Below are 25,751 nucleotides of genomic sequence, written 5' to 3' on the forward strand. Positions count from 1 at the left end.
TATCGCGGAATGAGCCTTCCTATGTGTTACACTCACTTTTCCGGTGCGATACCGGAACAATATTGTTATATCTATGCGTCAAAATACAGGGATTTACGCATCGCTACTCGCATTGCTTGTAGCTGGCTGCGTTACCAAAGGAGAAAGTACTCAGAACGAGGAACTGAAATCATTGCCTGTCACCAGTCTGGTAGCAAAAGATACTTTGCTGCATCGTACTTACGTTACCGACATACAGGCTGTTCAGAATGTGGAAATACGCGCCCGCGTAAACGGATTCCTGGATAAAATATTTGTAGATGAAGGACAGGAAGTCAAAAAAGGACAGCTGCTGTTTGGCATCAATGATGCGGAATACCGTTCTGAGCTGGCCAAAGCCAAAGCGGTGCTGAGCAATATGGTGGCCGAAGCCAAATCAGCCTCGCTGGAGCTGGAGCGCGTAAAAATGCTGGTGGAGAAAAAAGTAGTAGCTGCCTCCGAGCTGGAAGTGGCTACCGCCCGCCTTTCCGCCGCACAGGCTAAAATTGATGAAGCCCGCTCCGCAGAAAGCAACGCTGCCATGCACCTCTCCTACACCAGCATCAGAGCTCCTTTTGACGGCATCATCGACCGTATACCACTGAAAACCGGAAGCCTTATCAGTGAAGGAACCCTGCTGACCACCGTGTCAGACACCCGCGAAGTATATGCTTACTTCAACGTATCAGAAACAGAATATCTCCAATACAGTAAAGCGATCGCTAAAGGAGACAACAGCTACCGCCAGGTACATCTCGTACTCGCCGATGGTAGTGATTATAATCAGACAGGGCAGATAGAAACCATGGAAAGTGAGTTTGAAGAAAACACCGGCTCCATCGCTTTCCGCGCCCGCTTCTCCAACCCATCCAAACTGCTCAAACACGGCGCCAGCGGTAAAGTACGGCTCACCAGCGAAATGGACAGCGCTATCATCATTCCGCAGAAAGCTGTCTTCGAAATGCAGGACAAAAACTATGTTTTTGTGGTAGATGCATCCAACAAAGTGAAGATGAGAAACTTCGTCCCCAAGGCCCGTTTCTCTCACTTCTACATTGTGAAATCCGGCCTGCAACCCGGAGAACGCATCGTATGTGAAGGAGTACGCAATATCCGCGATGGTGTGCAGATAGCACCACGGACCGTGCCCATGGACAGTTTACTGAGATTATAATCACGCTTATAGCAGAAAACGAGATCAATGTTTGAAACATTCATAAAAAGACCGGTGCTGTCACTGGTCATATCGCTTATTATCACACTGGTAGGCCTGCTGGCGCTATTCACGCTGCCTGTCACCCAGTTTCCCGATATCGTGCCCCCTTCTGTTACGGTAACAGCCAAGTACACCGGCGCTAACGCAGAAGTATCCGCCAAGGCAGTGTCTACCCCGCTGGAACGCGCTATCAACGGGGTTCCGGGCATGACATACATGTCGTCGGTTTCCAGTAACGACGGTATCACCGTTATTCAGATATTCTTCCAGGTAGGTACCGACCCGGACCAGGCCGCTGTAAACGTACAGAACAGAGTCGCCACTATCCTCGATGAACTACCCGAAGAGGTGATCAAGGCCGGTGTTACCACCGAAAAGGAAGTAAACAGTATGCTGCTGTACCTCAACGTAATGAGTGAAGACACCACGTTGAACGAACAGTTCATCTACAACTTTGCCGATATCAACGTACTGCAGGAACTGAAACGTATTGACGGCGTAGGCCGCGCTGAAATCATGGGTGCCAAGGAATACGCCATGCGTATATGGCTCAAGCCCGACCGTATGCTGGCTTACAATGTATCTTCCGACGAAGTCATCGCTGCCATCCGCAAACAGAACATAGAAGCGGCTCCCGGTAAAACCGGCGAAAGCTCTGATAAAAATCCCCTGTTGCTGCAATACGTACTCCGTTATACCGGTAAGTTCTTCGAACCCGAACAATACAAGCAGATCGTCCTGAGAGCCGGCGCCGATGGTTCCGTGCTGCACCTCAAAGACGTAGCAGACGTAGAATTTGGTGCACTCACCTACAGCATGGTGTCTAAAACAGATGGCAAACCCTCTGCCTCCATCATGCTCAAACAAAGACCTGGTTCCAATGCCCGCGAGGTAATCAACAATGTGAAGCAAAAGATGGAAGAGATGAAAAACGCCTCTTTCCCTCCCGGCATGACCTACAACTTCAACTACGACGTATCGCGCTTTCTCGACGCCTCTATCCATGAAGTGGTGAGGACACTCTTCGAAGCGTTTATCCTTGTGTTTATTGTGGTGTTTATCTTTTTGCAGGACTTCCGTTCTACCCTGATACCGGCGCTGGCCGTACCGGTAGCCCTGATCGGTACACTGGCCTTTATGCAGATGATGGGTTTCTCCATCAACCTGCTTACCCTCTTCGCGCTGGTACTGGCCATCGGTATTGTGGTAGACAACGCTATTGTGGTGGTGGAAGCCGTACACGTGAAGATGAGCGAAGACCACCTGCCGCCGCTCGAAGCTACAATTGCCGCTATGCGGGAAATCAGCGGGGCACTGGTTGCTATTACACTGGTGATGTCTGCCGTATTTATCCCGGTGGCCTTCCTCTCCGGCCCTGTGGGTGTGTTCTACCGGCAGTTTTCCCTCACACTGGCCATCTCTATCGTGATCTCCGGTATCAACGCAGTAACGTTAACGCCTGCACTCTGTGCCATCATGCTAAAAAACAACCATGGCCAGACTGGTAAAAAGAACCTGCTGCAGCGGTTTTTCAATAGTTTCAACAAAGGTTATACCGCTACTGAAAATAAATATGCCAGACTGGTGAGCTTTATCGCCAGCAGAAGGATCATCACCATCGCAGCGCTGGCCTTCTTCTTCGTAGCTACCTGGGGAGCCAGTGCTATCCTGCCTTCCGGCTTTATCCCTACTGAAGACCAGGGCATGATCTATGTAAATGTAACCACGCCTCCCGGCGCTACCGTAGAGCGTACCGAAGAAGTGCTCGACCAGATACAGGCCATCGCTGCAAAGCTGGAGGAAGTAGAATCAGTGTCTACCCTCGCCGGCTACAGCCTGGTAAACGAAGTGGCTGGTGCTTCCTACGGCATGGGCATGGTCAACCTGAAACCATGGGATGACCGTAACGCATCTGTAAAAGATATCATTGCAAGCCTTCAGAAGCTCACCGCAGGCATCGCAGACGCCAGCATCGAATTTTTCCCACCGCCTACCGTGCCCGGCTTCGGTAACTCCAGCGGTTTCGAACTACGGCTGCTGGACCGAAGCGGCAGCGGGGATCTGCGCCAGACCGCGCAACTCACCAACAATTTTATCGACGCATTAAAAAAACGGCCCGAAATAGGCAGCGCCTTCACCAGCTTCGATGCCGAATTCCCACAATACCTCATCCATGTAGACCAGGCCATGGCCGCCAAAAAAGGCGTGAGCATTGACAATGCGATGAGCAACCTGCAAACACTGATGGGAAGCTTCTATGCCTCTAACTTTATCCGCTTCGGACAGATGTATAAAGTGATGGTACAGGCAGATCCTGCCTTCAGGGCCAAACCCGACGACCTCCTGCGGCTACACGTAAAAAATGACCGCGGAGAAATGGTGTCCTACGCCGACTTCGTCAAACTGGAACGGGTATACGGACCTGAACAGCTCACCCGCTACAACATGTACACCGCCGCTATGATCAACGGCGACGCAGCCCCCGGCTACAGCAGCAGCCAGGCCATCCAGGCGGTACAGGAAGTAGCAGCCAAAGAACTGCCCAGGGGCTATAGTTACGAATGGAGCGGTATGACCCGCGAACAAATCCTTTCCGGCAACCAGGCCGTGTACATCTTCATCATCGTACTGATATTTGTATACCTGCTGCTGGCTGCTCAATACGAGAGTTTCCTGTTGCCATTACCGGTATTGCTGTCACTCCCTGCAGGTATCTTCGGCGCCTTCATTTCCCTCAAATTGCTTGGGTTGGAGAACAATATCTACGCGCAGGTGGCCCTGGTTATGCTGGTAGGTTTGCTGGGCAAAAACGCCATCCTCATCGTGGAATTCGCCATCCTGCGGAATAAACACGGCGCCTCCGTACTTGCCGCCGCCAGAGAAGGGGCTGTGTCCAGGTTAAGGCCCATCCTTATGACTTCCTTTGCCTTCATCGCTGGTCTTATCCCGTTGTGCATCGCCTCCGGGGCCGGCGCCATGGGCAACCGTTCCATAGGTACAGCTGCTGCAGGCGGCATGCTGATAGGAACCGTTTTCGGTGTACTCATCATACCCGGACTCTATGTGCTGTTTGCCTCCATGATCCCGAAAAAGAAAGTTGAACTAAAAGCTTACACCAATGAATAAACGAATATATCATTACGCGCTGGCCACCTGTTTAGTCGCAGGGGCTGGCGCCTGCACCACACAAAAGGAACTGCGGATGCCGGAGCGTGTGTCCGTTCCCGTTACCTCTGCTTCTGGCACCGATACCCTCTCGCTGCAGCATTTCGATCAGGTATTCCAGGACCCTCACCTGAAGGCCCTGGTAGACAGTGCCCTGGCCCACAACTACGACCTGCTCTCCGCCTCCCGGCGTGTGGCCGCCGCTCAGGCCAATCTGATGATGGCCAGAAATGCCTGGCTGCCTTCCGTCAATCTGTCGCTGACAGCCGGTGTAGACCACTTCGCAGATTACACCATGACCGGCGTCGGTAACTTCGATACCAACAAATCGCCCAATATCAACAGCGACCAGCGGGCTCCTGACCCTACCCCGGAATATTTCGCGGGTATCCGCAGCTCCTGGGAGATAGACCTCTGGGGCAAACTGAAACAACAGCGTAAGGCCACCTACGCGCGCTTCCTCGCCAGCCAGGAAGGACGACGCCTGCTCACCACACAGATCGTGGCCGGCGTAACAGGGCTCTATTACGAACTGCTGGCCATGGACAGCGAACTGGCCATCATCCGGCGAAATATCCGCTTACAGGAAGCTGCTGTGGCTACGGTCAACATACAAAAAGAAGCCGGACGAGCCACCGAACTGGCCGTTCAGCAGTTCACCGCACAGCTGCTGAGCACACAGGCACTGGAATACGGTGTCAAACAGGAAATCGCCGCCCTCGAAAATCAGCTCAACGCACTGATGGGACGCCTGCCACAGCCGATCACACGCAGCACCACCCGGGATTCCGTAACACTCCCGCCCACAGTACCAGCTGCCATACCCGGCAACCTACTGCTGCTCCGGCCTGACGTACAACGGGCCGAACTGGAGCTGAGCGCCGCCCAGGCAGACGTTAAAGCCGCCAGGGCAGCCTTTCTCCCAGGACTCACCATCACACCCTACGCCGGCTTTAATGCCTTCAAAGCAGGACTGCTCTTTAAAACACCTGCCTCCGTGGCCTGGGGAGCCCTGGGAAGCCTGACAGCGCCCGTCTTCAACAAAAAACAACTGAAAGCACAATACAACATCTCTACCGCCAGCGCCTATACGGCTTTTTATGATTACCAGCAGGCCATCGTAAACGGTTACCAGGAAGTGGCCACAGCCCTCAACAAAGTGGAGAACCAGCAACAAACTTTTGCGCTTAAAACCAAAGAAGTACAGGTGCTGCAGCAGGCCGTATCCACCGCCAATATCCTGTTTACCACCGGTTACGCCAACTACCTGGAGGTAATCACCGCCCAGAAAAACGTACTGGAAGCAGAACTGGCCCTGGTGACCACCCGCAGGAACGTGTACCAGGGACTGGTGTCGTTGTACAGGGCATTAGGAGGTAACCAATGATACATTTGATGCTGCTGATGCTCCTGATGAGCGAAAATAAAAGAATGGGTATGTAATTATGTTTAAAGAAAAAGCCCCTGGCACAACTTAATTGTTTGCCAGGGGCTTCCTGTTAATTCGTTTATTGTTCAAAAAAAAATTAAACCCTGCTTCTGTCTTCGCTTATCAGGAGCATCAGAAAAATCATATAAATCAGCGGTTCCGTTTGTGTTGGAACAACCACTGAAACAATTCCGGTTCCACAAAAACATTATCCCAGCTGTTGTGGCCTACACCAGGATACTCCGTGTATTTGACTTCAGCGCCGAGGGCTTTCAGTTTGGTTTCATAGGCACGGGATGCTTCTACAGGCACTATTGCGTCGGCACCGCCATGGAAGATCCAGATGGGGACTTTACCGGCGAAGCGGTTGGCAGCATCTACGTTGCCCGCACCACAGATGGGAAAGGCGGCAGCAAACAGTTCCGGTCTTTTGGTGATCATGTAGAAAGTGCCCATACCACCCATGGAAAGGCCACCGATGTATACTCTTTTGGTGTCTATTTTGCCGGAGGCCAGCAGGCTGTCCAGTACTTTATTCAGCAAAGCAGTGGGTGTCGGCATCTCTCCATCTATTGGGTAGGTGCCGCTGATGATTCTGTGGTTGCTGTCTGTTTTTAGGATCATGGGCGCCCAGGTGGTAGTCGACGGGCATTGAGGTATCAGTACAAAGGCGGGGTATTTGTTGCGCAGGCTGTCGCGCAGGAACATGGTACCACCATGCAAAAGCTGGGCATTGTTATCATACCCTCTTTCTCCTATACCATGAAGGAATACAATCAGCGGATATTTTTTGTGGCGGTCGTAGTTGGCCGGCAGCAGCAAGCGATAACGCAGGGTATCGCCTTTGTGATAATAGGTTTGATAACTGTAAGCGCTGAGATCCTGGGCCTGGGCTTGTTGGGCAGACATAGGTAACCCCGCTGCCAGCAGGCAGCAATAAAATAGTAGTCTGAGGTAGTTCATATTGGGAATTTGTACCAATATACTACGCGAAGACTAGTATTTCAAGGTGAAATGTTGTTTGATTTTAAAATCCTTTCGGAAAAATACCAGGCCGATGAAGAACAGGTCGATGGTCATGGTCACCTGCGGATGTTGCTGTATGGTGTGCCAGGCGGCTTCCATATCGGGTGTCCAGTGGATATCGTCGAAGATCAGGAGGGAGTATTCGTGCACATGTTGCAGGCACTGTTCAAAATAGGCCAGGGTAGGCTCTTTGCGGTGATTACCATCTATGTACACCCAATCCGGTTGTTTTATCTCGCGGAGCACATCGGGTAATACCGTGTCAAAGTTGCCCGTCACCTGAACGATGTTATCCAGATGGAGGGTTTCGAAGTTTTTGCGGGCTCTGCCCGCGATATTCGGACAGCCTTCTATGGTATACACTTTGGCATCCGGTGCTGCCTTGGCCATATAAGCCGTGGAAAGGCCCATAGAAGTACCTAATTCAAGCAATACTTTTGGTTGAAGGTATTGTACCAGCCGGTAGAACAAACGCCCGAATTTGGGCTGTTTGGCAGCATATCGTGTGATGTCGCTGACTTTTCGTTCATTACCGGCTGATATCAGAGAGCCAGCCCCCAGGTCGGTCACCTGCAGGGTTTCCTGGCTGGCCAGCAATTGTTTGCGCAGCTGCTCAATTTCGCCGAATGCGGCATGCGGGGTTTTATCCCGTAATACGTCCTCTACCAGAGAAAATACAAAAGGAGAGTGAACATCATGACGGTTTCCGGCGGTAAAATAATACCGCAGATATTTGGTGGCTAATTTATACTGCTGCGCTAAACTCACTGACTATACGATTTTTTAATAGATTTTTCCTTTAAACATACCCCACATATGCAGACGATGCTGCAGGGATACTCTAAGTACACCGAGGCCGTAGATAGCACTCCGTTTGAAGTTAATGCTGGACGCTTCCTCAAAATATTTGGTCGGACAGGTTATTTCCGCAATATCGTACCCTTTCATGAATATCTGCGAAATCATTTCATTATCAAATACAAAGTCATCGCTATTAGCCATGTAGTTGATATTCCGCAATACTTCAGCAGAAAAAGTACGGTAACCGGTATGGTATTCGCTCAGTTTCTGCCCGATCAGTATATTCTGTGTAAGTGTCAGACAACGGTTGAAAACATATTTGTACAACGGCATACCACCTTTCAATGCACCTTTTCCAAGGATACGGGAACCAAAAACCACCGGATATAATTCATTGGCAATAATGCTGCACATGGCCGTAATCAGCTTGGGTGTGTACTGATAATCGGGGTGAAGCATCACCACCACATCAGCTCCCAGCTCCAGCGCTTTGTTGTAACAGGACTTCTGATTACCGCCATAACCTTTGTTCTGATCGTGGCGGATCAGGTGTTTGATGCCCAGTTTTCTCCCCACCTCAAGGGTTTCATCTTTACTGGCATCGTCCACCAGTACCACATCATCTACGATGTCAAAAGGGATTTCCCGGAACGTCTTTTCCAGTGTTAGTGCTGCGTTGTAGGCTGGTAGTACAACCACTATCTTTTTGTTATTCAGCATGAAAGTGGATCAAATTTGGGTGCAAAGGTAACTCACCTGCTGATAATTCAAAATATATTGCGCAAATGCCCTTCGTACCACCTATCATGATTTAATTTTAACTATTATTAATTATTTATCTTTGTAGCTTGATTATTTTGGCATCATATTTTCTAAAATTTTCGTTAACAAAAAGCAAAAAGAACATGTTAAAACACTTACCAACGGAAATGCAGCACGACAAAGGTTTGGATGCCCTTTGCAACAACTCATTACCGTTAGTACAGCCCGGAAAAAAATCCCGGATTTCAAAATGGATGAAAGTGCTGCCTGCACCCTTTATCTTTTTGTTAACCTTTCAGGCCGCACAAGCTCAGGACCCGGAACTGAAAGCCATTTCGTCTCCTGTCATCAAAACACAAGACACTACTATCCGGAAACTGGTGGAGGAGATGCAGCGCATCACCGACAACGACAAAACAAACTCCAACGCCATTCAGGCTTTGCTGCAGGGTAAAGAGATCGATAATATGAGCAAATATGATCTCATCAAATACAATATCATCAATGCCAGCGAAACGTATTATCTGCTCAACAAGAAGATCATCGACCTGAAATCGCGTACCACCACCAACAACCTCGATGTATTTATTACCTCGCTCAACAACCCCGAAAGCAAGGCTTTAGGGTTTTCCCTGAGTGACCGCATCGTGGAGCTGGTGGAAAAAATCATCCTGAAAAACAAATCAGACAAGGGTGAAAAAAATTCCAAGATAGTAGAGTCCACCAAATCCATTATCAACAGCCCGATCTTCCAGAGTTTTACTTCGCTTACGCCACCACTGGCCATCGCCAATTCCGTGATGAACTTCCTGCACAGCGTAAGTGTCAACAATAAACAGATCAATCAGAAATCCTTACAGGACTTTGAAAAAGAGCTCAATAAATATGTGGTATATTATACCGCGTTGAATGATGCCAACCAGAAATTCGAGTATGGCCTCAACTTCAACAAAGACCAGCTCAGCCTGCTACAGGACAATCTGTACGACCACCTTTCCTTTACCGCTACTTCTCTGAAATTCCCGGCGCCACAGAAAGGAAACAAACCGCTGAGCCAAACCATGAACGAATATTTCTACGACTTCAAAAAAGAAAAAGTGGTAGACTATTTCACTCAGCTGGAAGCCAAATACACTAAAAACAAACGTATCGATTACGAATCGCTGCTCCGGGAAAACCCCAACCTGAAAGAGGTTAACAACCAGCTGGAAGACCTGGTGCTGCAAACCAAACGGTACGAAAACCTCTACAACGAATACTTCACCCTGCTGGATTCTTATTACAACAAGGTGAATAACTCCCTGAAGATAGCCCAGGACAACGGGCTGGCCGATAAAAGCATTATCGACAACAAACAGGCCGAGTTCCGCAATCTGAAAACAGATGCTGTTCAGGAAATACAGGCCTCCATCAATATCCGGGAACTGTATGCCAATACCGAAAAAATCAAATACCGTTACAGGATCTTCTAAAAAGATACCATCGTAATACAAGTTTTCAGGGGCAGTCGTAAGCAATGTTAAATCGCTTATCACTGCCCCTAAATCTATAATCGCAGGTAGTTTTCCTATAGATTTTATCAATACCTTTGTAACATGACAACGGTTCAATTGGAGTATATTGTTGCGGTAGAAACTTACCGGAGTTTTGTAATTGCAGCGGAAAAATGCTTTGTAACCCAGCCTACCCTGAGTATGCAGATTCAGAAGCTGGAAGATGAGTTGGGCATTAAACTATTTGACCGCAGCAAACTGCCCGTAGTACCTACCGAAATAGGAGTTGCCGTCATTGCACAGGCAAGGATCATCATAAAGGAAAATGCCCGTATCCGGGAAATCATTGCCGATCAGAAAAAAGAAGTGCAGGGCAACCTGAAAGTAGGTATCATCCCTACCCTGGCGCCCTATCTGCTGCCACGCATCCTCACGGGTTTCATGAAAAAATACCCGAAAGTAAAACTCGAAATCTGGGAATATCCTACCGAGCAGATTATTCAGCAACTGAAACAGGAACTGCTGGACTGCGGACTGCTGGCCACTCCCCTGCACAATCCGCACCTGGAGGAACATCCCCTGTTTTATGAATCATTTGTGGTATACGCAGCCAAAAGCAATCCGCTTTACGATAAAAAAGTAGTCCGTACCGATGAGCTGGAGCTTAAAGATGTATGGTTACTGAACGAAGGACATTGTATGCGCAATCAGGTGCTTAATATCTGCAAGGATAGATTCACCATGGGTGAGCATAAAAATCTGGAATATAATACCGGTAGTGTGGAAACGCTGAAGCGGATGGTAGACCTGAATGAAGGATACACGATTTTACCGGAGTTGTCGCTGCAAGACCTCTCCACCCGCCAGCTCAATATGGTCAGGTATTTCAAGGCCCCGGAACCGGTGCGGGAGATCAGCCTGGTGACCCATCGTCACTTTATTAAACAGGCGCTGATAGAGGCTTTCAAGAAAGAAATTCTGGCGCATGTGCCGGAGAAAACCAAAATACAGAAGAACAAAAAAGTAATTGAAATAGATCTGTAGATGAGATAAGAAGATAAAAGGGCTTCAAAAAACGCATTTATCTAATTTAGCCCAGGGCTTTAGCCCTGGGCCTTTTTTATTAAATGAATTCTGATTATCTCGGTTTGTAATATTGCATAGCTTCCGGCATCAGTTGCTGCAGCTGTTGTACACGTCTGGCATCGCTGGGGTGCGTGCTCATGAACTCAGGTGGTTTCTGACCATTGCTCATATTAGCCATCCGTTGCCAGAAAGGAATGGATTCCTGTGGATTGTATCCGGCCATAGCCATGAAGATGACGCCCAGGTGGTCTGCCTCCAGCTCGTTTTGGCGGGAGAAGGCCAGGACGCCCAGGTTGCCGCCTATACCGAAGGCCTGGTTAAAGACATTGACAGCGGTAGGGTTTTTACCCAGCGCTACTGTACCTGCCACCTGAATGCCTTGTGCAATCAGGCCCTGGCTCATACGTTCGTTACCATGACGGGCGATAGCGTGGGCGATCTCGTGTCCCATTACGCAGGCCAGTGCGGTTTCGTTTTGTGTTACCGGCAATAAACCGGTATATACTACTACTTTCCCACCAGGCATACACCAGGCATTCACTTCTTTATTATCTACCAGGTTAAACTCCCATTTGTAATTGGCGATCTCATTACCCATATTATGCTGGTTCATGTAGGTAGTAACGGCATTAGCGATACGCTGCCCTACCCTTTTCACCATATCCGCATCTTTATTGGAGGTTTGTGACACGACTTTGTTGGAAGAAAGAAAAGACTGATATTCCTGGAGTGCCATGGATTGCATGGTGCTTTCGGGGAGAAGGTTTAACTGGCTACGGCCTGTAATGGGCACACGTGAGCACGCGGCTAACAGTCCGATGCCGGCAGTAAAGATAAGTGCGATCTTTTTCATGGGTGAATCTAATTTATAATGCAGAAAAGCATAAAGCAAAAAGCGTGCACACTTCATACTGGCCCGGCTTTTTACTTTATGCTTTGATGTTTATAACGATAAGCTGAATTAATGCTTTTCTTTTCTATTCCTGAATAACGGCACTTTGCTTTCATTACCTTTCAACAGGCGGGTAATGTTTTTCTGGTGCGTTAAAACTACCATCAAGGCCACGGCTATTGCAAAAATGCGATAAAATATCTCGGGCTCGTTGAAGATATAAAGGATTAAAATAGGAAATGCGATACTCGCGATAATTGAACTCAGTGATACGTACCTGGTGAGAAACAGGATCATCAGAAACACGCCTACGCAGCACAGTGCTACCAGCGGCTGAATAGCCAGTACCAGTCCGAACAGTGTTGCGATGCCTTTACCACCTCTGAAGTTTGCCCAGATAGGGAAGATATGTCCAACCACGGCTGTCAGTCCCAGGCCGATCTGAAGATTGACCAGCTGGGTTAAGTGCTCGGGGTCATGATAGTAAGAAACGAGATATGCTAACCGTACAGCCAGTACACCTTTCAACATGTCTACCACCATCACAAAAGTTCCTGCTTTAGGACCTAAGACCCGGAATGTGTTGGTAGCACCGGCGTTGCCGCTGCCATATTCCCTGATGTCCATTCCGAAAACGCCTTTACTTACCCATACCGCCGTAGGAACAGAACCTATCAGATAAGCACAAAGAAGCAATAAAATTTCTGTCATCACTATAAGTTAGGATTGCTAAGATAACAATTTCTGTGTTAAAATTAAGCAAACATTAGAAAAGATTATAACACAAAAGTTGGATTATCAGTACTTTTCATATAAAGTTTAAAACTATTTCTGCTGATTTGCCTCCAATCGCAGAGCCAGCCAGTTGTTCTTCTCTATTTTTTCTTTCAGGGAGAAGCCAGCCGGGATTGCTGATGCAAGGATCTGTTCTTCATCAGACGGCATAATACCGCTCAGCAACAGTATACCGCCGGGTACCAGCAACCGGCGTATATCACTCATAAACCGCAGCAACACATTCAGATTAATATTAGCGAGCACAATATCATAAGGGCCGGTCACAGCATCCAGGTTATCTGCCTGCCATACCTTTGTATGTTGGGTCTGGTTGGTTGCTATGTTCTCTATGGTATTGTTCACTGCCCATTCATCATAATCAATGGCATCCACTTCAGCCGCGCCCATCATGTCTGCCAGGATGGCCAGGATACCGGTGCCGGTGCCAAAATCAAATACGCGTTTCCCTTCAAATGATATTTCCTGCATCAGCCGGATCATGGAAGAAGTAGTGGCGTGATGTCCTGTACCAAACGACATCTTGGGTGTAATCACTATTTCATAGGCCGGCGCCGGTGTAAACGGCGGATGAAAAGAGGCCCTGATACCGCAAAAAGCGTCTACCTGTACAGGTTCGAAATTGCTCTCCCACAGTGCATTCCAGTTAGTCTGCTGAATTGTTTCTTTCGTATAGGTGATACCGTAAGGTAATATTACCGCCTGCAATGCTGCTTCATCAAAATCTGCTTCCGGAATATAGGCAACCAACTGGTCCGGCTGCTCCTCAAACCCCTCAAAACCAATCTCTGACAACTGTGCAATCAATAGGTCAGTCTGTTCTTCACTGGCCTGCAGCGTAATAGCAATATGTGACATATGTGGCAAATATAATCATTTGCTGTAAACATCCATTAGGCCACATTCGATACAACAAAATATTTCTCTGGGACCAATTTATAACAAATTATATCAATATCATTATATTTGACATATAAAAATTAACCAATATTACCTATGAAAACATTCGTGCTCCTGCTGGCAGGCATTGCCTGCTCATTGGCCACCATGGCACAAACAGTGATCAAAATACAACCGCCTGCCGAGCCCCTGAAGGATTCTATCATTTACCAGGGCGACAATGCCATCCTTATCTTCGACCGTCAGCACCTGCTCGATTATATGATCAGCATGGACACCACGCTCCGCAATAATAAAAACAGCAATAAGGTATTCCGCAATATCCAGTTCTCCAGACTGAACAATATAGACATGGCTAACCACTTCCGGAAAGCCTACTGCTTTCTGGAAGACACGCTGAACAAGGAAATCAGCTTCCGTACCGATAAAATGAACCTGTTATGGGCAGAAGACTGCGGCGTCCTGATGCCCTATGTGGAAGAAATATTGCCAGACCTGCTGGCCACCGGCAATCTGAAAGTAGTGGAAAAAGGCAGCAAAATCGTGCAACCGGCCTACAAACTAATCGCTGAGCCGATCAATGGAAATAATTACCGTGTTTTCCGGATGAATAATGGTAAGGAGATTTTCCGCGAAAGCACCTTTTGTGTAGAACAACAACTCTCACACAGATAAGCACACAAAGGAATAAAATGAAAAAGCAGCTATTAGAAAATAGCTGCTTTTTCATTTATCTAATTTCAGTTATAAACACTGAGGGAATGCTTATTCTTCGTCGAAGGTAGGCTCCTGTGGTTTTTCAGGACGGTCCTGGAAACGAGGGCCACGGTCTCCGCCACGGTCATCACGAGGACCACGGTCACGTCTGTCGCCACCACCACGTCTGTCATCGCGAGGGCCGCGGTCACGTCCACGGTCACCACCACGATCACGATCGCCGCGGTGTTCACGTCTGTCACCTTCTTCCCTTTCCGGTCTTTCTACATAACCTTCTGGTTTAGGGATCAGCACTTTGCGGCTCAGCTTGAACTTACCGGTTTTAGGATCGGTACCGGTGAGTTTCACTTTTACCACTTCACCTTCAGTCAGCACACCTTCCATAGTTTCCAGGCGTTTCCAGGAAACTTCGGAGATATGCAGCAAACCTTGTTTGCCAGGCATAAACTCTACGAAGGCGCCATAAGGCATGATGGATTTTACCACAGATTCGTACACCTCTCCTACTTCAGGAACGGCCACGATACCTTTAACCCATTTCACGGCTTTATCCAGACCTTCTTTCTGAGCAGAGAAGATGCTTACTTCGCCGGTTTCGCCTACCTCTTCAATGTTGATGGTAGTACCGGTTTCGCGCTGGATTTCCTGTATGATCTTACCACCTGGTCCGATCACCGCACCGATAAATTCACGGTCGATGATGATCTTCTCCATGCGTGGTGCATGTGGTTTAGGTTCAGGACGGGCAGCAGGTACGGAAGCATACATCGCTTCGATGATGTGCAGGCGTCCTTTCTGGGCTTGTGCCAGTGCGGAGCGCATAACGTCCATGCTGAGGCCGTCAACTTTGATATCCATCTGGATACCAACGATACCGTCGCGGGTACCGGTTACTTTAAAGTCCATATCACCCAGGTGGTCTTCATCGCCCAGGATGTCGGTCAGTACCGCCCATTTACCATCGGAGGAACGGGAGATCAGACCCATTGCCACACCGGAAACGTGCTTAGGCAGCGGAACACCAGCGTCCATCAGTGCCAGTGAACCGGCACATACGGTAGCCATGGAGGAAGAACCATTGGATTCGAGGATATCAGACACTACCCTTACGGTGTAAGGATATTCAGATCCTGGCATCATCTGCTTCAGTGAGCGCATGGCCAGGTTACCGTGTCCTACTTCACGACGGCCGGGGCCGCGCATCATTTTTACTTCACCGGTAGAGAAAGGCGGGAAGTTGTAGTGCAGGATGAATTTGGTATAATTGGAGACAGCAGCGCTTTCAATCAGCAGCTCATCTTCTGGAGTACCCAGGGTAACGGTAGTCAGTGACTGTGTTTCACCACGGGTAAACAGGGCAGATCCGTGCGGAGAAGGCAGAATATCTGTTTCCATTGCCAGCGGACGAACCTGGTCCAGGGAACGGCCATCCAGGCGGATGGATTCGTCCAGGATCATGTTGCGGATCACTTCTTTTTCCAGGTCGTGGAAGTATTCGCCTACCAGTGGCGCATCTTCTTCCGGCAGTTCGCCCAGGTGCTCTTTCAGTTCTTCTGCGATCTTCTTGAACGCATCGCTGCGGTCATGTTTGGCAGAAGCAGATTTAGCTACCTGGTAGATTTTATCTTTGGCAAAAGCGATCACTTTTGCATTGAGTTCTTCATTCTGGTGTGGCTGGGTGTATTCACGTTTGCCTTTAACACCTTTCAGATCGCGCAGTTCTTCCTGAGCTTTCACCTGAATTCTGATAGCAGCGTGTGCAGCCTCAATAGCGGCGATCAGGTCTTCTTCCTGGCATTCTTTACTTTCCCCTTCCACCATCATGATGTTCTTTTCAGTAGCACCGATGATGAAGTCCATATCGGCATTGGCCAGATCGGAACGGTTAGGGTTGATTAGATATTGACCATTGATGCGGGCTACCCTTACTTCAGAGATGATCTCCTGGATGGGAACGTCAGAAACGGCCAGTGCTGCAGAGGCAGCCAGACAGGCCAGTGCATCTGGCATTACTTCAGGATCAGAGGAAATCAGGGTTACAAGTACCTGTACTTCGCAGAGATAGTTGTCGGGGAACAGAGGGCGTAATGCACGGTCTATCAGACGGGAGATCAGGACCTCAGAATCGGATAGTCTGCCTTCACGCTTGAAGAAGGAACCGGGTATGCGGCCGGCGGAAGCAAATTTTTCCTGGTAGTCAACAGTAAGCGGGAAGAAGGACTGGCCTGGTTTGGGTTCTTTATTCGCTACCACAGTGGCCAGCAGAATTGCATTCCCTAAACGCACCGTAACCGCACCATCAGCCTGACGGGCCAATTTACCGGTTTCGATGGTCACCATACGACCGTCTCCTATATCAAATTTCACTGAGATAGGTGTCAGATTCATAATAAAGTGAGGATTAATGAGATGATGTTATCCATTTTATTTACAATCACAAGGATAACAAAACGTATACATACAAAAAAACTATTCCCAACATAAAAGTTGGGAATAGCGCTATAATTAAGTCATGGTTACTTCCTGATACCTAACTTCTCAATAAGGGCACGGTAGCCGGTGAGGTTGGTTTTAGACAGATAAGCGAGTAAACGCTTTCTCTGACCTACCATTTTCATCAGACCACGATGGGTAGAGAAATCTTTTTTGTTTGCTTTCAGGTGACCGGAAATGCTGTTGATACGCTCAGTCAGCAGGGCAATTTGCGCTTCTACAGAGCCTGTATTTTTCTCGCTTCCACCAAATTCCTTAAAAATATTGGCTTTCTTTTCAACAGTTAAGTAAGACATCTTTAATAATAATAAGTAATAATAATTTTTTGTCGCTATTTTTCCGGGGCAAAGGTAATTTAAAAAATACGAATTACCAATAAAGCCGTAATTTATAATTAATACTGAATAATTTATATCTGTAAACAGCACAAAGTCAGTTACGAAGAGAAATTAAGCGCAGCATTGTCAGTTACATGCCCGTTTTCAGTGCGCAATACACGGGACGGGAATTTCTGTAATACGATATAATCATGGGTAGCCATCACGATAGCGGTACCCTCCCGGCAAATACGGAACAACAGCTGCATAATACCATCAGAAGTTTCCGGATCCAGGTTACCTGTAGGCTCATCTGCCAGGATCAGCCGGGGCGAATTGAGCATAGCCCGCGCAATATCTATACGCTGCTGCTCTCCGCCAGACAGTTCATACGGCATTTTAAACCCTTTGGTGCCCAGCCCTACCTTGTCCAGTACATCTGCAATCTTGTCTTCCATCTGCTTGTTATCCTGCCAGCCCGTAGCCCGCAGCGCAAACTTCAGGTTGTCGTGCACATTACGATCTGTCAGCAGTTGAAAATCCTGGAATACCACGCCCAGATTACGACGCAGATAAGGCACCTTCTTCCAGTCCATCTTTTTCAGGTCAAAACCCACTACCTGGCCGGTGCCATCCTTCAACGGCAGATCGCCATACAGGGTTTTTAACAGGCTGGACTTACCCGTGCCCGTTTTACCAATAAGATACACAAACTCCCCCTTGTTTACCGTGATGTTCACATCCGATAAAATCAATGAGTTTCCCTGATATATGCTGGCATTCGTTAATTGGATGATCGGTTGTTCAGACGTCATGTACTTTGTTTCTGTTTATTGCAAACTACGTTACGGCGGCAAAAATAACCAATTAAAAAATAATTCGTTGCGTCTTCCTGCAACAAAATCTCCACATTTCACATCCGGTGATTTTCTTCTTTAAACTAAAAAATTAGTTGTTAAACTAAAAAATTAGTTTTAACTTGTTACAAGAAAACTAAAACACCATGAAACAACTCACCAAAGCGGAAGAACAGATCATGCAAGCTCTCTGGCAAACAGGGCCGGCCTTCGTAAAAGATATCATTGAAGCCCTGCCGGAACCCAAACCCCACTACAACACCGTTTCTACCCTGGTCAAAATACTTATAGAGAAAGGATTTATCGACTTCAAGGCATATGGCAAATCACATCAGTATTACTACCTGGTCTCCAAGGAAGCTTACAGTCACAAAACCCTGAACAACCTTGCCAAAAGCTACTTCGGCGGCTCCTTCAGCAATATGGTTTCGTTCTTTGTAAAAGAAAAAGACCTCAGCCTGACAGACCTTGAACAACTGGTGCAAAAAATCAAGGACACTCAAAAGAAATAGTTTATGCTATTACTGATCTATTCCGCGAAAGTAATACTGTGCAGCGCCCTATTGTATACCTATTACCACCTGGCCCTGCGCAACAACCGCTTCCATCACTGGAACCGCTATTATCTGCTGCTGATCACCGTCGTGTCGCTGATCACGCCCCTGGTAAAAATACCACTTCCCGCAGGCGGACAAACCGTTCCGGCTACAGTAGTGACCTATACCAGCAAAATGATCACCCTGCGGGAAACAGTGGTCACTCCAGCAGCCGACCCTTCTTTTTATCTTCGTACAGGCGTTATCGTTATCTACGTACTGATCGCATTTTTCCTGCTGTGCCGGCTGCTGGTCAGCATTCACCGCATCCGGCAACTGGTACGCAGCAGCGAGATCCAGCCCATACCTCCCTATCACTTTGCCCGCCACCACAAAGTGACTGCTCCCTTCTCCTTTTTCCGGTATATCTTCTGGGACCTGCACTCCAGCCTCGACAGTCCCTCCGGCAAACAGATGCTGCAGCACGAACTGGTACATGTCCGGGAAAAACACAGCACCGACAAAATACTGATGGAAGTGATCACCGCCATCTGCTGGTTTAACCCCTTTTTCCATCTCATCAAAAGAGAACTGACGCTGGTACATGAGTTCATCGCAGATCAGAAAGCAGCCGGCGAAGAAGTGGCTGGTTATGCCGAAAACATTCTCCGCATGACCTTCGAAAGCAATCAGTTCTCCATTACCAACAACTTCTTTCACCCACCCATTAAACGCAGAATTTTGATGCTTACTCAATTCCGTCAGCCCCGTTTCAGTTATTTGCGCAGGATACTCGTGTTGCCGCTGGCAGCCCTTATCTTCTGTTCACTTGCCTTTGTGGCCGACAAGCGCCCATCCGCCATTCGGGCGCTTGTACCACCCGGCACGCTCCCCGGGCTGATGGCTGAAAATATTCCTGTTGCTGACACTGCACCTGCTTCAAAAAACAAATCTACTGTACAGCTGTTGGCCACCCGTCCTTCTTTCCCGGGCGGTGAAGATTCCATGGCAGCTTACCTGAGCAGAAACGTCCGCTATCCTAAGGAAGCCGCCCGGAAAGGCACACAGGGCATGGTCACCATTGAGTTTCTGGTGAATGAACAGGGCCAGGTGACCAACGCAAAAATTAAAGGCAACAAAATACTGGGCGATGGGCTTGAAGAGGAAGCGCTGAGAGTGGTGAAAGCCATGCCCCGCTGGACCCCGGCTACTTATAAGGGCAAAAAAGAAGCCGTCAGGCAAGCCCTGCCGATCAGGTTTTCCGTTACAGGTGACCAGCCAGTCAGCATCGTACAACCCGCAGTATACACTTTTGTAGAGCACCCACCTACCTATGTTGGCGGTGAAGAAGCCCTGACCCGTTATCTTTCCAATTCGATCCACTATCCCAGGGAAGCTCAGGAAAATAATGTTAGCGGGACTATTCTCGTTCAGTTTGTGGTAGATAGTACAGGTCATTTGAAAGACCTCAAAACTGTTGGAACTAAAAAAGGTTACGGCCTGGAAGAAGAGGCGCTCCGGGTTATAACAGCCATGCCACAATGGAATCCGGGCATGCATCGCAATAAAAAAGTCGCCGTACAATTTAATCTGCCAATCAGATTTACTTTGCAGTATTAAACTACCATCATCATAAAAAGAAGCGGGCCGACTGTGCAAATCACAGTCGGCCCGCTTCTTTTTAAACAGTATTTTTTATTGATAGATAAAAGTGCCTGCCGGCGCTTTTACAGTCACTTGTTTTTGTTCGGCTGCTTCTACCCTTCCGATGATCTGCGCATCGATATTAAAGCTTTTGGAGATGCTGATGATATCTGCCGCGATCGCTTCCGGAACATACAGCTCCATACGATGACCCATATTAAACACCTGGTACATTTCCTTCCAGGAAGTGCCGGACTGCTCCTGTATCAGGGTAAACAACGGCGGGATGGGGAACAGATTATCCTTGATCACGTGCAGGTTTTCGATAAAATGCAACACCTTGGTTTGTGCGCCACCGCTGCAATGTACCATACCATGGATCTGCGGACGGAACTGTTCCAGCACTTTTTTGATCACCGGAGCATAGGTACGGGTAGGTGACAGTACCAGTTTACCGGCATCTACGGCACCAAAGCCAGGAATATCAATTTTATCAGTCAGGGCTTTTTTACCGCTGAATACCAGTTCATAAGGAATACCGGGATCAAAGCTTTCAGGATATTTTTCGGCCATGGCCTTGTTGAATACGTCGTGACGGGCGCTGGTGAGACCATTGCTGCCCATACCACCGTTGTATTCTGTTTCGTAGGAGGCTTGTCCGTAGGAAGCCAGGCCTACCACCACATCGCCGGCCTGGATGCGATCGTTGGAGATCACATCGCTGCGTTTCATGCGGGCAGTCACGGTAGAGTCTACGATGATGGTGCGAACCAGGTCGCCCACATCCGCTGTTTCACCACCGGTGGAATAGATGCTGATACCGTGTTTGCGCAGTTCAGCCAGGATCTCTTCAGTACCGTTGATAATAGCGGCAATTACTTCACCGGGCAGGAGCTGTTTGTTACGGCCGATAGTGGAAGACAACAGGATGTTATCGGTGGCACCTACACAGAGGAGATCATCCATGTTCATGATGATGGCATCCTGTGCAATCCCTTTCCAGACGCTGAGGTCACCGGTTTCTTTCCAGTACATGTATGCCAGGGAGGACTTGGTACCTGCGCCATCGGCATGCATAATGTTGCACCAGGCTTCGTCACCGCCCAGGATATCCGGCACTATTTTACAGAATGCCTTTGGAAACAGGCCTTTGTCAATGTTTTTAATGGCATTGTGCACATCTTCCTTACCAGCTGAAACACCACGCTTGGCGTAAATATTATTATCCACCGGAAACAAATAAGTATTTAAATAAAGAAATAATCAGATAAAATATCCTTCTTCTGGCTGCAAAAGTAACAGATTCCCTGCATAATGCCCGCTGAATGTGTTAGATTTGCATGGCATTTTTGACGTTATTGAATTATATGCAGGTTCACAGGGACTTAAAGCAATTACCGGAGATCCGTAATGCTGTTATCACGATAGGCACTTTTGACGGCGTACATGAAGGGCACCGCTTCATTATACAACAACTGGAGCAGGCTGCTGCGGAGTGTAACGGAGAAACGGTCATTATCACTTTTGATCCCCATCCGAGAGAGGTATTAATGCCCAAACCCAATAATATCCGGTTGCTCACTACATTGCCGGAAAAAATCGCCCTGCTGGAAGAGGCTGGTGTAGACCATCTCGTAGTAGTACCTTTTACCAAAGCCTTTTCCGAACTATCAGCACAGGAATACCTGGAAGACTTCCTGATAGCGCGTTTCAAGCCTCATACCATCATTATCGGTTATGATCACCGTTTCGGCCACAACCGCGAAGGCGGACTGGAGCTGCTGGAAATGGAGCAGCAACGGTATGGTTTCCGGCTGCTGGAAATCCCGCAACAGGTTGTCAACGACCTTACCGTAAGCTCTACCAAAATCCGTAAGAGCCTGCAGGAAGGTGAAGTACTGCTGGCCAATGAGCTGCTGGGCTACACCTATTTTCTGAGCGGCACCGTTGTGCATGGCGACAAAATGGGCAGACAGCTGGGATATCCTACTGCCAATCTCCATCTGAAAGACGAAAGAAAACTCATTCCTGCAGAAGGCATCTATGCTGTACGGGTACAAGTACCTGATCAGGAGGGCCTGTTACCCGCTGTGATGAGCATTGGCTTCCGGCCTACCTTTAATGGTACCGACCTCCGCCTGGAAGTACACCTGTTTGATTTTAACGCAGACCTCTACGATCAGGAGCTGACCGTTTATTTCATAGAATATATCCGCGCCAACCAGAAATTTGATGATATCAAGGACCTGATTGTGCAGATGGATAAGGATTCTGCCCAGTCCAGGGAAATATTGGGAGAAAAAGCTTAAAATTTTTCTCCCAACAATTCAATTACCTCTTCCTTTTCTTCCGGTGGCCTGCAAAGCTTATATCCTTTGTACAGGAATAACCATGTCAACCCGCCTGTAATAGTGGTCATCACGAGAAAAACGATGATCCAGCCTACCTTATAACCAGGTTCATCCCATAAGGGACCTTTGTCTGTAAATGCAACGACCACGAACACAGCAGTAATACATAGCATAAAAAAACCCAGCACCAGCAACAGAATGCCGCAGGTAGCACGGAGTATAGGGTTTAAGAATATTCGTTTCACGGTAGTTATTAGTTCATCACTTTATACATCAGCTCTTTCATCAGTTCCCCGTCTTCCACGCCGCTGTCGTTGATACCGATGCTTCGCAGGTTATACTGATGCAGCAGCAGGATGGCTTTTTCAGTGCCTTCCGGGCCGTACTGGCGGGCAGCGTTCATATAATCTTTCACGAAGAACGGATGTACACCCAAAGCGGTGGCCACTTCCTTTTCTCCGCCTTTTACGCCGAAGATGAGGTTTACCTTGGCGAAGAAGTTGTACAGGGCCGGCAGGGTCATCTGGATGGGAGCTGCCTTGGGATTGGCTGCGAAGTAGGAGATGATGCGGAATACTTTGGCGGTATTTTTCTGTCCGATCGCATTTTGCAGTTCAAATACGTTGTATTCCTTGCTGATACCTACATATTTTTCGATATCGCCTTCATCGATTTTTTTCCCTGCGGGAAGATTGACCAGCAGTTTATCGATTTCATTGGCGATACGGGAGAGGTCGTTGCCGATATGGTCTACCAGGAGGATGGCTGCTTTCTGGGAGATGGCCAGTTCGCGGCTGCTCACGTAGGATTCCACCCAGGCGGGCAGCTGGTTGTCGTACATTTTTTTGGTAGCCAGCAGGACGCCTTTTTCCTTGATCAGTTTAGCGAGTTTGCTGCGGCCGTCGATTTTTCCCTGTTTATGGGCTACTACGAACACAGTGGAGGCGAGGGGATTTTCGATATAGGCTTCCAGCTTCAGCAGGTCGCGCATGGCTTGTGCTTCCTTGAGTACGACTACCTGCCTTTCGGCGAACATGGGGTAGCGGCGGCAAGTGTTGACCACGGCGGTCCAGTCAGTATCCTTACCATATAATATGGTGAGGTTAAAACCTTTTTCGGCTTCGTCGAGGAGGTGATGTTCGGCGTAGTTGGTTACCTGGTCTATAAAAAAATCTTCTTCACCTTCCAGCCAATAGAGGGGCCGGAATTTTTTCTGTTTCCAGTCGCGTATAATATCCTGATATTCCATTTGTTGTGCTTGTGTTTGGTAAGGTTTATTTTACCAGGATGACCTGTTCTTCTTTTAACAGCGGTATCCTTTTAAAGCGGAGCAGGAGCTGGGCTACTGCGATCACATCTTTCTGGCAGTAGGCCGCTATCCTTTCCAGGTTATGATCTTTCCAGTATACTTTGCCTACCATGCTGCCGTCTATATCATCTTTGGGCGTTTCTATGCCCAGGACGGCGGTCAGCAGTTTCAGGGAGGTATAATGCCTGATATCCCCGAAACGCCAGAGGTGGAGAGTATCGAGCATGGGCATTTCCCATGGTTTGAAGCCGTATAGTTGTAAAGGTCTGGGCAAAGATAACTGATGAATAACAGACCGGCGGCAAATAAAAGGAATATCAAATTCTTTTATGTTGTGGCCGGCAAACTGGAAGCCCGGATACTTTGCATAAAATTTATTTACCAATCCTAAAAAACCATTGAGCACAATTGCTTCATCATCATTATAAAAGGATTTCATCCTCAGATGATAGGCATTATTTTCCAGGCTGAAGAAAGCGGCAGATATACATATTATTTTTCCAAATTCAGCGTAGATACCGGCTTTGTCTTCATAAGCCTCCGCTTCATTTTCTGATTCTGGCGCAGTTTTTGCAATTTTCTCGATCCAGAGCCGTTGCATATCTGCAGGCAACTGATCCAGGGCCGCAGTGGCCGGAGTTGTTTCTATGTCCAACAACAATAACTGATCTAATCCAATATTGGGTAACACGTGTGAAAACTGTTTTATATATTTTATAAAATAAAAATATTATTGTAGTATTTTTGAATAATGTTTTTTAACCATATAACAATAAAACATAAAACAAACAACTATGACTGAGAACACTTTTAACACACCTGCGCCGGGCTCACCCGGATCAGAAAAACCACGGAGCCGCAATGGTCTAATTTACGGTATTTTAATTGCGGCGCTGGCAGGAACATGGATTTACATGTTGTATGACAAAAATAAAACCAGCGAGCAAATCGTACAAAAGACCACTCAGATAGATTCTATCTCTTCATCCCGTGACGCTTTACAGCAGGAGTATAACGCAGCCAATGCCCGTCTGGACGATCTGATTTCCCAGAACACCCGTATGGACAGCCTGGTAAAAACCAAGGATAAGGAAATTCAGGATATGAAAGCCCGTATTTCCAGCATTCTGACCAACAAAAATGCCACTCAGGCACAGCTGGCTGAAGCCCGTCGTTTGATTGAACAACTGAAATCCAGCATTGAAGGTTATCAACAGACCATCGAGCGCCTGGAAGGTGAAAAAATTGTGCTGGCCGGAGAACGTGATGTTGCCCGCAAAGAAAGGGATTCCGTTTCAGTTGTAAAAGACAGCCTGAACAAAAAGGTAGACCTAGGTTCTGTACTGCATGCCTCCAATATTCAGTTACAACCTATCCGTATCAAACACAACGGCAAGGAAATCGAAACTACCAAAGCTAAACGTGCTGATATGATGCGTGTAAGCTTTGACCTGGATGACAACAGAATTGCTCCTACCGGCGACAAGGAAATCTTTGTATCCATCACTGCCCCCGACAATACACCGCTGGCAGTAGAAGCACTGGGTTCCGGCAGATTTACACTGGAAGATGGTACAGAAAAACTGTACACTACCAAAAAAACTGTCGCTTATGTTACTGGTCAGAAACAGTCTGTTACCATGGACTGGAAACAGAACTCTGACTATAAAGTAGGTGACTATACAGTTGAAATCTACCACAATGGTTTTAAAATCGGCCAGGGTAAAGTGACCCTCAGAAAAGGCGGTCTGTTTTAATCCATTCCGATAAAATATTAACTTAAAAGGCTGATCATCATATGATCAGCCTTTTTTATATCTGCTGAAATAAGCTATTACTGCTACCAGCCCCTTGATCATTAAACTCCTTTGCCGGCAATAGCCATCAAGATAAAACAGCACCATCACCCCTACCCTTCTCTCCCTATCGTTCATTCCTTCGGAA

At 47.7% G+C, this 25,751-nt stretch carries 23 protein-coding genes; 10 read left to right on the top strand and 13 right to left on the bottom strand.

The features are described from left to right. The first annotated feature begins 73 nt into the window (after positions 1–73). Genes KD145_RS12870 through KD145_RS12880 form a run of 3 tightly spaced genes read left to right on the top strand, consistent with a single transcriptional unit; the run spans position 74 to position 5,786 of the window. The gene (locus KD145_RS12870; protein WP_212006274.1) at positions 74–1,192 is read left to right on the top strand and encodes an efflux RND transporter periplasmic adaptor subunit; all 1,119 of its coding nucleotides are present in this window, start codon (positions 74–76) and stop codon (positions 1,190–1,192) included. A 27-nt stretch (positions 1,193–1,219) separates the two neighbouring features. Continuing rightward, positions 1,220–4,360: an efflux RND transporter permease subunit gene (locus tag KD145_RS12875; protein ID WP_212006275.1), complete on the top strand. Its 3,141-nt coding sequence runs from the start codon at positions 1,220–1,222 to the stop codon at positions 4,358–4,360. Continuing rightward, a complete protein-coding gene (locus KD145_RS12880; protein WP_212006276.1) occupies positions 4,353–5,786 on the top strand; it encodes a TolC family protein in 1,434 nt (477 codons plus the stop codon). Before KD145_RS12875 ends, KD145_RS12880 begins: the two co-directional genes overlap by 8 nt. 192 nt (positions 5,787–5,978) lie before the next feature. Here the strand turns inward: KD145_RS12880 and KD145_RS12885 are convergent, their stop codons facing one another. From KD145_RS12885 to KD145_RS12895, 3 genes are read right to left on the bottom strand one after another with little or no spacing between them, the layout of a single operon-like run. After that, the gene (locus tag KD145_RS12885; RefSeq protein ID WP_212006277.1) at positions 5,979–6,791 is read right to left on the bottom strand and encodes a prolyl oligopeptidase family serine peptidase; all 813 of its coding nucleotides are present in this window, start codon (positions 6,789–6,791) and stop codon (positions 5,979–5,981) included. Positions 6,792–6,824: 33 nt separating this feature from the next. After that, on the bottom strand, positions 6,825–7,622 hold the full coding sequence (locus tag KD145_RS12890; protein WP_212006278.1) for an O-methyltransferase: 798 nt from the start codon (positions 7,620–7,622) through the stop codon (positions 6,825–6,827). Between the two features lie 15 nt (positions 7,623–7,637). Further along, positions 7,638–8,375, bottom strand: coding sequence for a glycosyltransferase family 2 protein (locus tag KD145_RS12895; protein WP_212006279.1), 738 nt, complete (start codon positions 8,373–8,375; stop codon positions 7,638–7,640). A 185-nt stretch (positions 8,376–8,560) separates the two neighbouring features. Here KD145_RS12895 and KD145_RS12900 point away from each other — a divergent pair, with 185 nt between their 5' ends. Together KD145_RS12900 and KD145_RS12905 are read left to right on the top strand one after the other, a co-directional pair. Next, positions 8,561–9,889, top strand: a complete 1,329-nt coding sequence (locus KD145_RS12900) for a hypothetical protein (RefSeq protein ID WP_212006280.1) — start codon at positions 8,561–8,563, stop codon at positions 9,887–9,889. Positions 9,890–10,012: 123 nt separating this feature from the next. Beyond that, a complete protein-coding gene (locus KD145_RS12905; RefSeq protein WP_212006281.1) occupies positions 10,013–10,954 on the top strand; it encodes a hydrogen peroxide-inducible genes activator in 942 nt (313 codons plus the stop codon). A gap of 94 nt (positions 10,955–11,048) precedes the next feature. On the opposite strand, the gene KD145_RS12910 is transcribed toward KD145_RS12905, so the two are convergent. From KD145_RS12910 to prmA, 3 genes are all read right to left on the bottom strand, one after another. Then, positions 11,049–11,849, bottom strand: a complete 801-nt coding sequence (locus KD145_RS12910; RefSeq protein ID WP_212006282.1) for a M48 family metallopeptidase — start codon at positions 11,847–11,849, stop codon at positions 11,049–11,051. Between the two features lie 108 nt (positions 11,850–11,957). Next, on the bottom strand, positions 11,958–12,599 hold the full coding sequence (gene plsY / locus KD145_RS12915) for a glycerol-3-phosphate 1-O-acyltransferase PlsY (RefSeq protein WP_113617494.1): 642 nt from the start codon (positions 12,597–12,599) through the stop codon (positions 11,958–11,960). Positions 12,600–12,713: 114 nt separating this feature from the next. Further along, positions 12,714–13,541: a 50S ribosomal protein L11 methyltransferase gene (prmA, locus tag KD145_RS12920; RefSeq protein ID WP_212006283.1), complete on the bottom strand. Its 828-nt coding sequence runs from the start codon at positions 13,539–13,541 to the stop codon at positions 12,714–12,716. Between the two features lie 138 nt (positions 13,542–13,679). Between prmA and KD145_RS12925 the strand changes: the two genes are divergently transcribed. Then, the gene (locus KD145_RS12925) at positions 13,680–14,258 is read left to right on the top strand and encodes a hypothetical protein (RefSeq protein ID WP_212006284.1); all 579 of its coding nucleotides are present in this window, start codon (positions 13,680–13,682) and stop codon (positions 14,256–14,258) included. A 90-nt stretch (positions 14,259–14,348) separates the two neighbouring features. Here KD145_RS12925 and KD145_RS12930 read toward each other — a convergent pair whose 3' ends face one another. The 3 genes from KD145_RS12930 to KD145_RS12940 all read right to left on the bottom strand — a co-directional run bounded on the left by KD145_RS12930 (position 14,349) and on the right by KD145_RS12940 (position 17,925). Continuing rightward, positions 14,349–16,688: a polyribonucleotide nucleotidyltransferase gene (locus KD145_RS12930; protein ID WP_212006285.1), complete on the bottom strand. Its 2,340-nt coding sequence runs from the start codon at positions 16,686–16,688 to the stop codon at positions 14,349–14,351. A gap of 128 nt (positions 16,689–16,816) precedes the next feature. Further along, positions 16,817–17,089: a 30S ribosomal protein S15 gene (rpsO, locus tag KD145_RS12935; RefSeq protein WP_212006286.1), complete on the bottom strand. Its 273-nt coding sequence runs from the start codon at positions 17,087–17,089 to the stop codon at positions 16,817–16,819. 140 nt (positions 17,090–17,229) lie between these two features. Beyond that, positions 17,230–17,925: a cell division ATP-binding protein FtsE gene (locus KD145_RS12940; RefSeq protein WP_212006287.1), complete on the bottom strand. Its 696-nt coding sequence runs from the start codon at positions 17,923–17,925 to the stop codon at positions 17,230–17,232. Positions 17,926–18,113: 188 nt separating this feature from the next. On the opposite strand from KD145_RS12940, the gene KD145_RS12945 reads away from it, so the two are divergent. Together KD145_RS12945 and KD145_RS12950 are read left to right on the top strand one after the other, a co-directional pair. Further along, on the top strand, positions 18,114–18,479 hold the full coding sequence (locus tag KD145_RS12945) for a BlaI/MecI/CopY family transcriptional regulator (protein ID WP_212006288.1): 366 nt from the start codon (positions 18,114–18,116) through the stop codon (positions 18,477–18,479). Between the two features lie 3 nt (positions 18,480–18,482). Further along, the gene (locus tag KD145_RS12950) at positions 18,483–20,123 is read left to right on the top strand and encodes a M56 family metallopeptidase (RefSeq protein WP_212006289.1); all 1,641 of its coding nucleotides are present in this window, start codon (positions 18,483–18,485) and stop codon (positions 20,121–20,123) included. Positions 20,124–20,198: 75 nt separating this feature from the next. Here the strand turns inward: KD145_RS12950 and KD145_RS12955 are convergent, their stop codons facing one another. Next, positions 20,199–21,377 (bottom strand): AIR synthase related protein, encoded by a 1,179-nt coding sequence (locus KD145_RS12955; protein ID WP_212006290.1) that lies wholly within the window; start codon positions 21,375–21,377, stop codon positions 20,199–20,201. A 137-nt stretch (positions 21,378–21,514) separates the two neighbouring features. Between KD145_RS12955 and KD145_RS12960 the strand changes: the two genes are divergently transcribed. After that, entirely contained in the window at positions 21,515–22,456 is a 942-nt protein-coding gene (locus KD145_RS12960; protein ID WP_212006291.1) for a bifunctional riboflavin kinase/FAD synthetase, read from the top strand. On the opposite strand, the gene KD145_RS12965 is transcribed toward KD145_RS12960, so the two are convergent. From KD145_RS12965 to KD145_RS12975, 3 genes are read right to left on the bottom strand one after another with little or no spacing between them, the layout of a single operon-like run. Next, entirely contained in the window at positions 22,453–22,743 is a 291-nt protein-coding gene (locus tag KD145_RS12965) for a hypothetical protein (RefSeq protein ID WP_212006292.1), read from the bottom strand. The genes KD145_RS12960 and KD145_RS12965 overlap by 4 nt on opposite strands. A gap of 8 nt (positions 22,744–22,751) precedes the next feature. Beyond that, positions 22,752–23,747 carry a DNA polymerase III subunit delta gene (gene holA, locus KD145_RS12970; protein ID WP_212006293.1) on the bottom strand — a complete coding sequence of 332 codons (996 nt, stop codon included), beginning with the start codon at positions 23,745–23,747 and terminating at the stop codon, positions 22,752–22,754. Positions 23,748–23,772: 25 nt separating this feature from the next. After that, a complete protein-coding gene (locus tag KD145_RS12975; protein WP_212006294.1) occupies positions 23,773–24,498 on the bottom strand; it encodes a ribonuclease H-like domain-containing protein in 726 nt (241 codons plus the stop codon). 103 nt (positions 24,499–24,601) lie between these two features. On the opposite strand from KD145_RS12975, the gene KD145_RS12980 reads away from it, so the two are divergent. Then, the gene (locus KD145_RS12980; RefSeq protein WP_212006295.1) at positions 24,602–25,564 is read left to right on the top strand and encodes a hypothetical protein; all 963 of its coding nucleotides are present in this window, start codon (positions 24,602–24,604) and stop codon (positions 25,562–25,564) included. Positions 25,565–25,751: the final 187 nt, after the last annotated feature.

This window comes from Chitinophaga sp. HK235 (genome assembly GCF_018255755.1).
In the GTDB taxonomy this organism is placed as follows: Bacteria; Bacteroidota; Bacteroidia; order Chitinophagales; family Chitinophagaceae; genus Chitinophaga.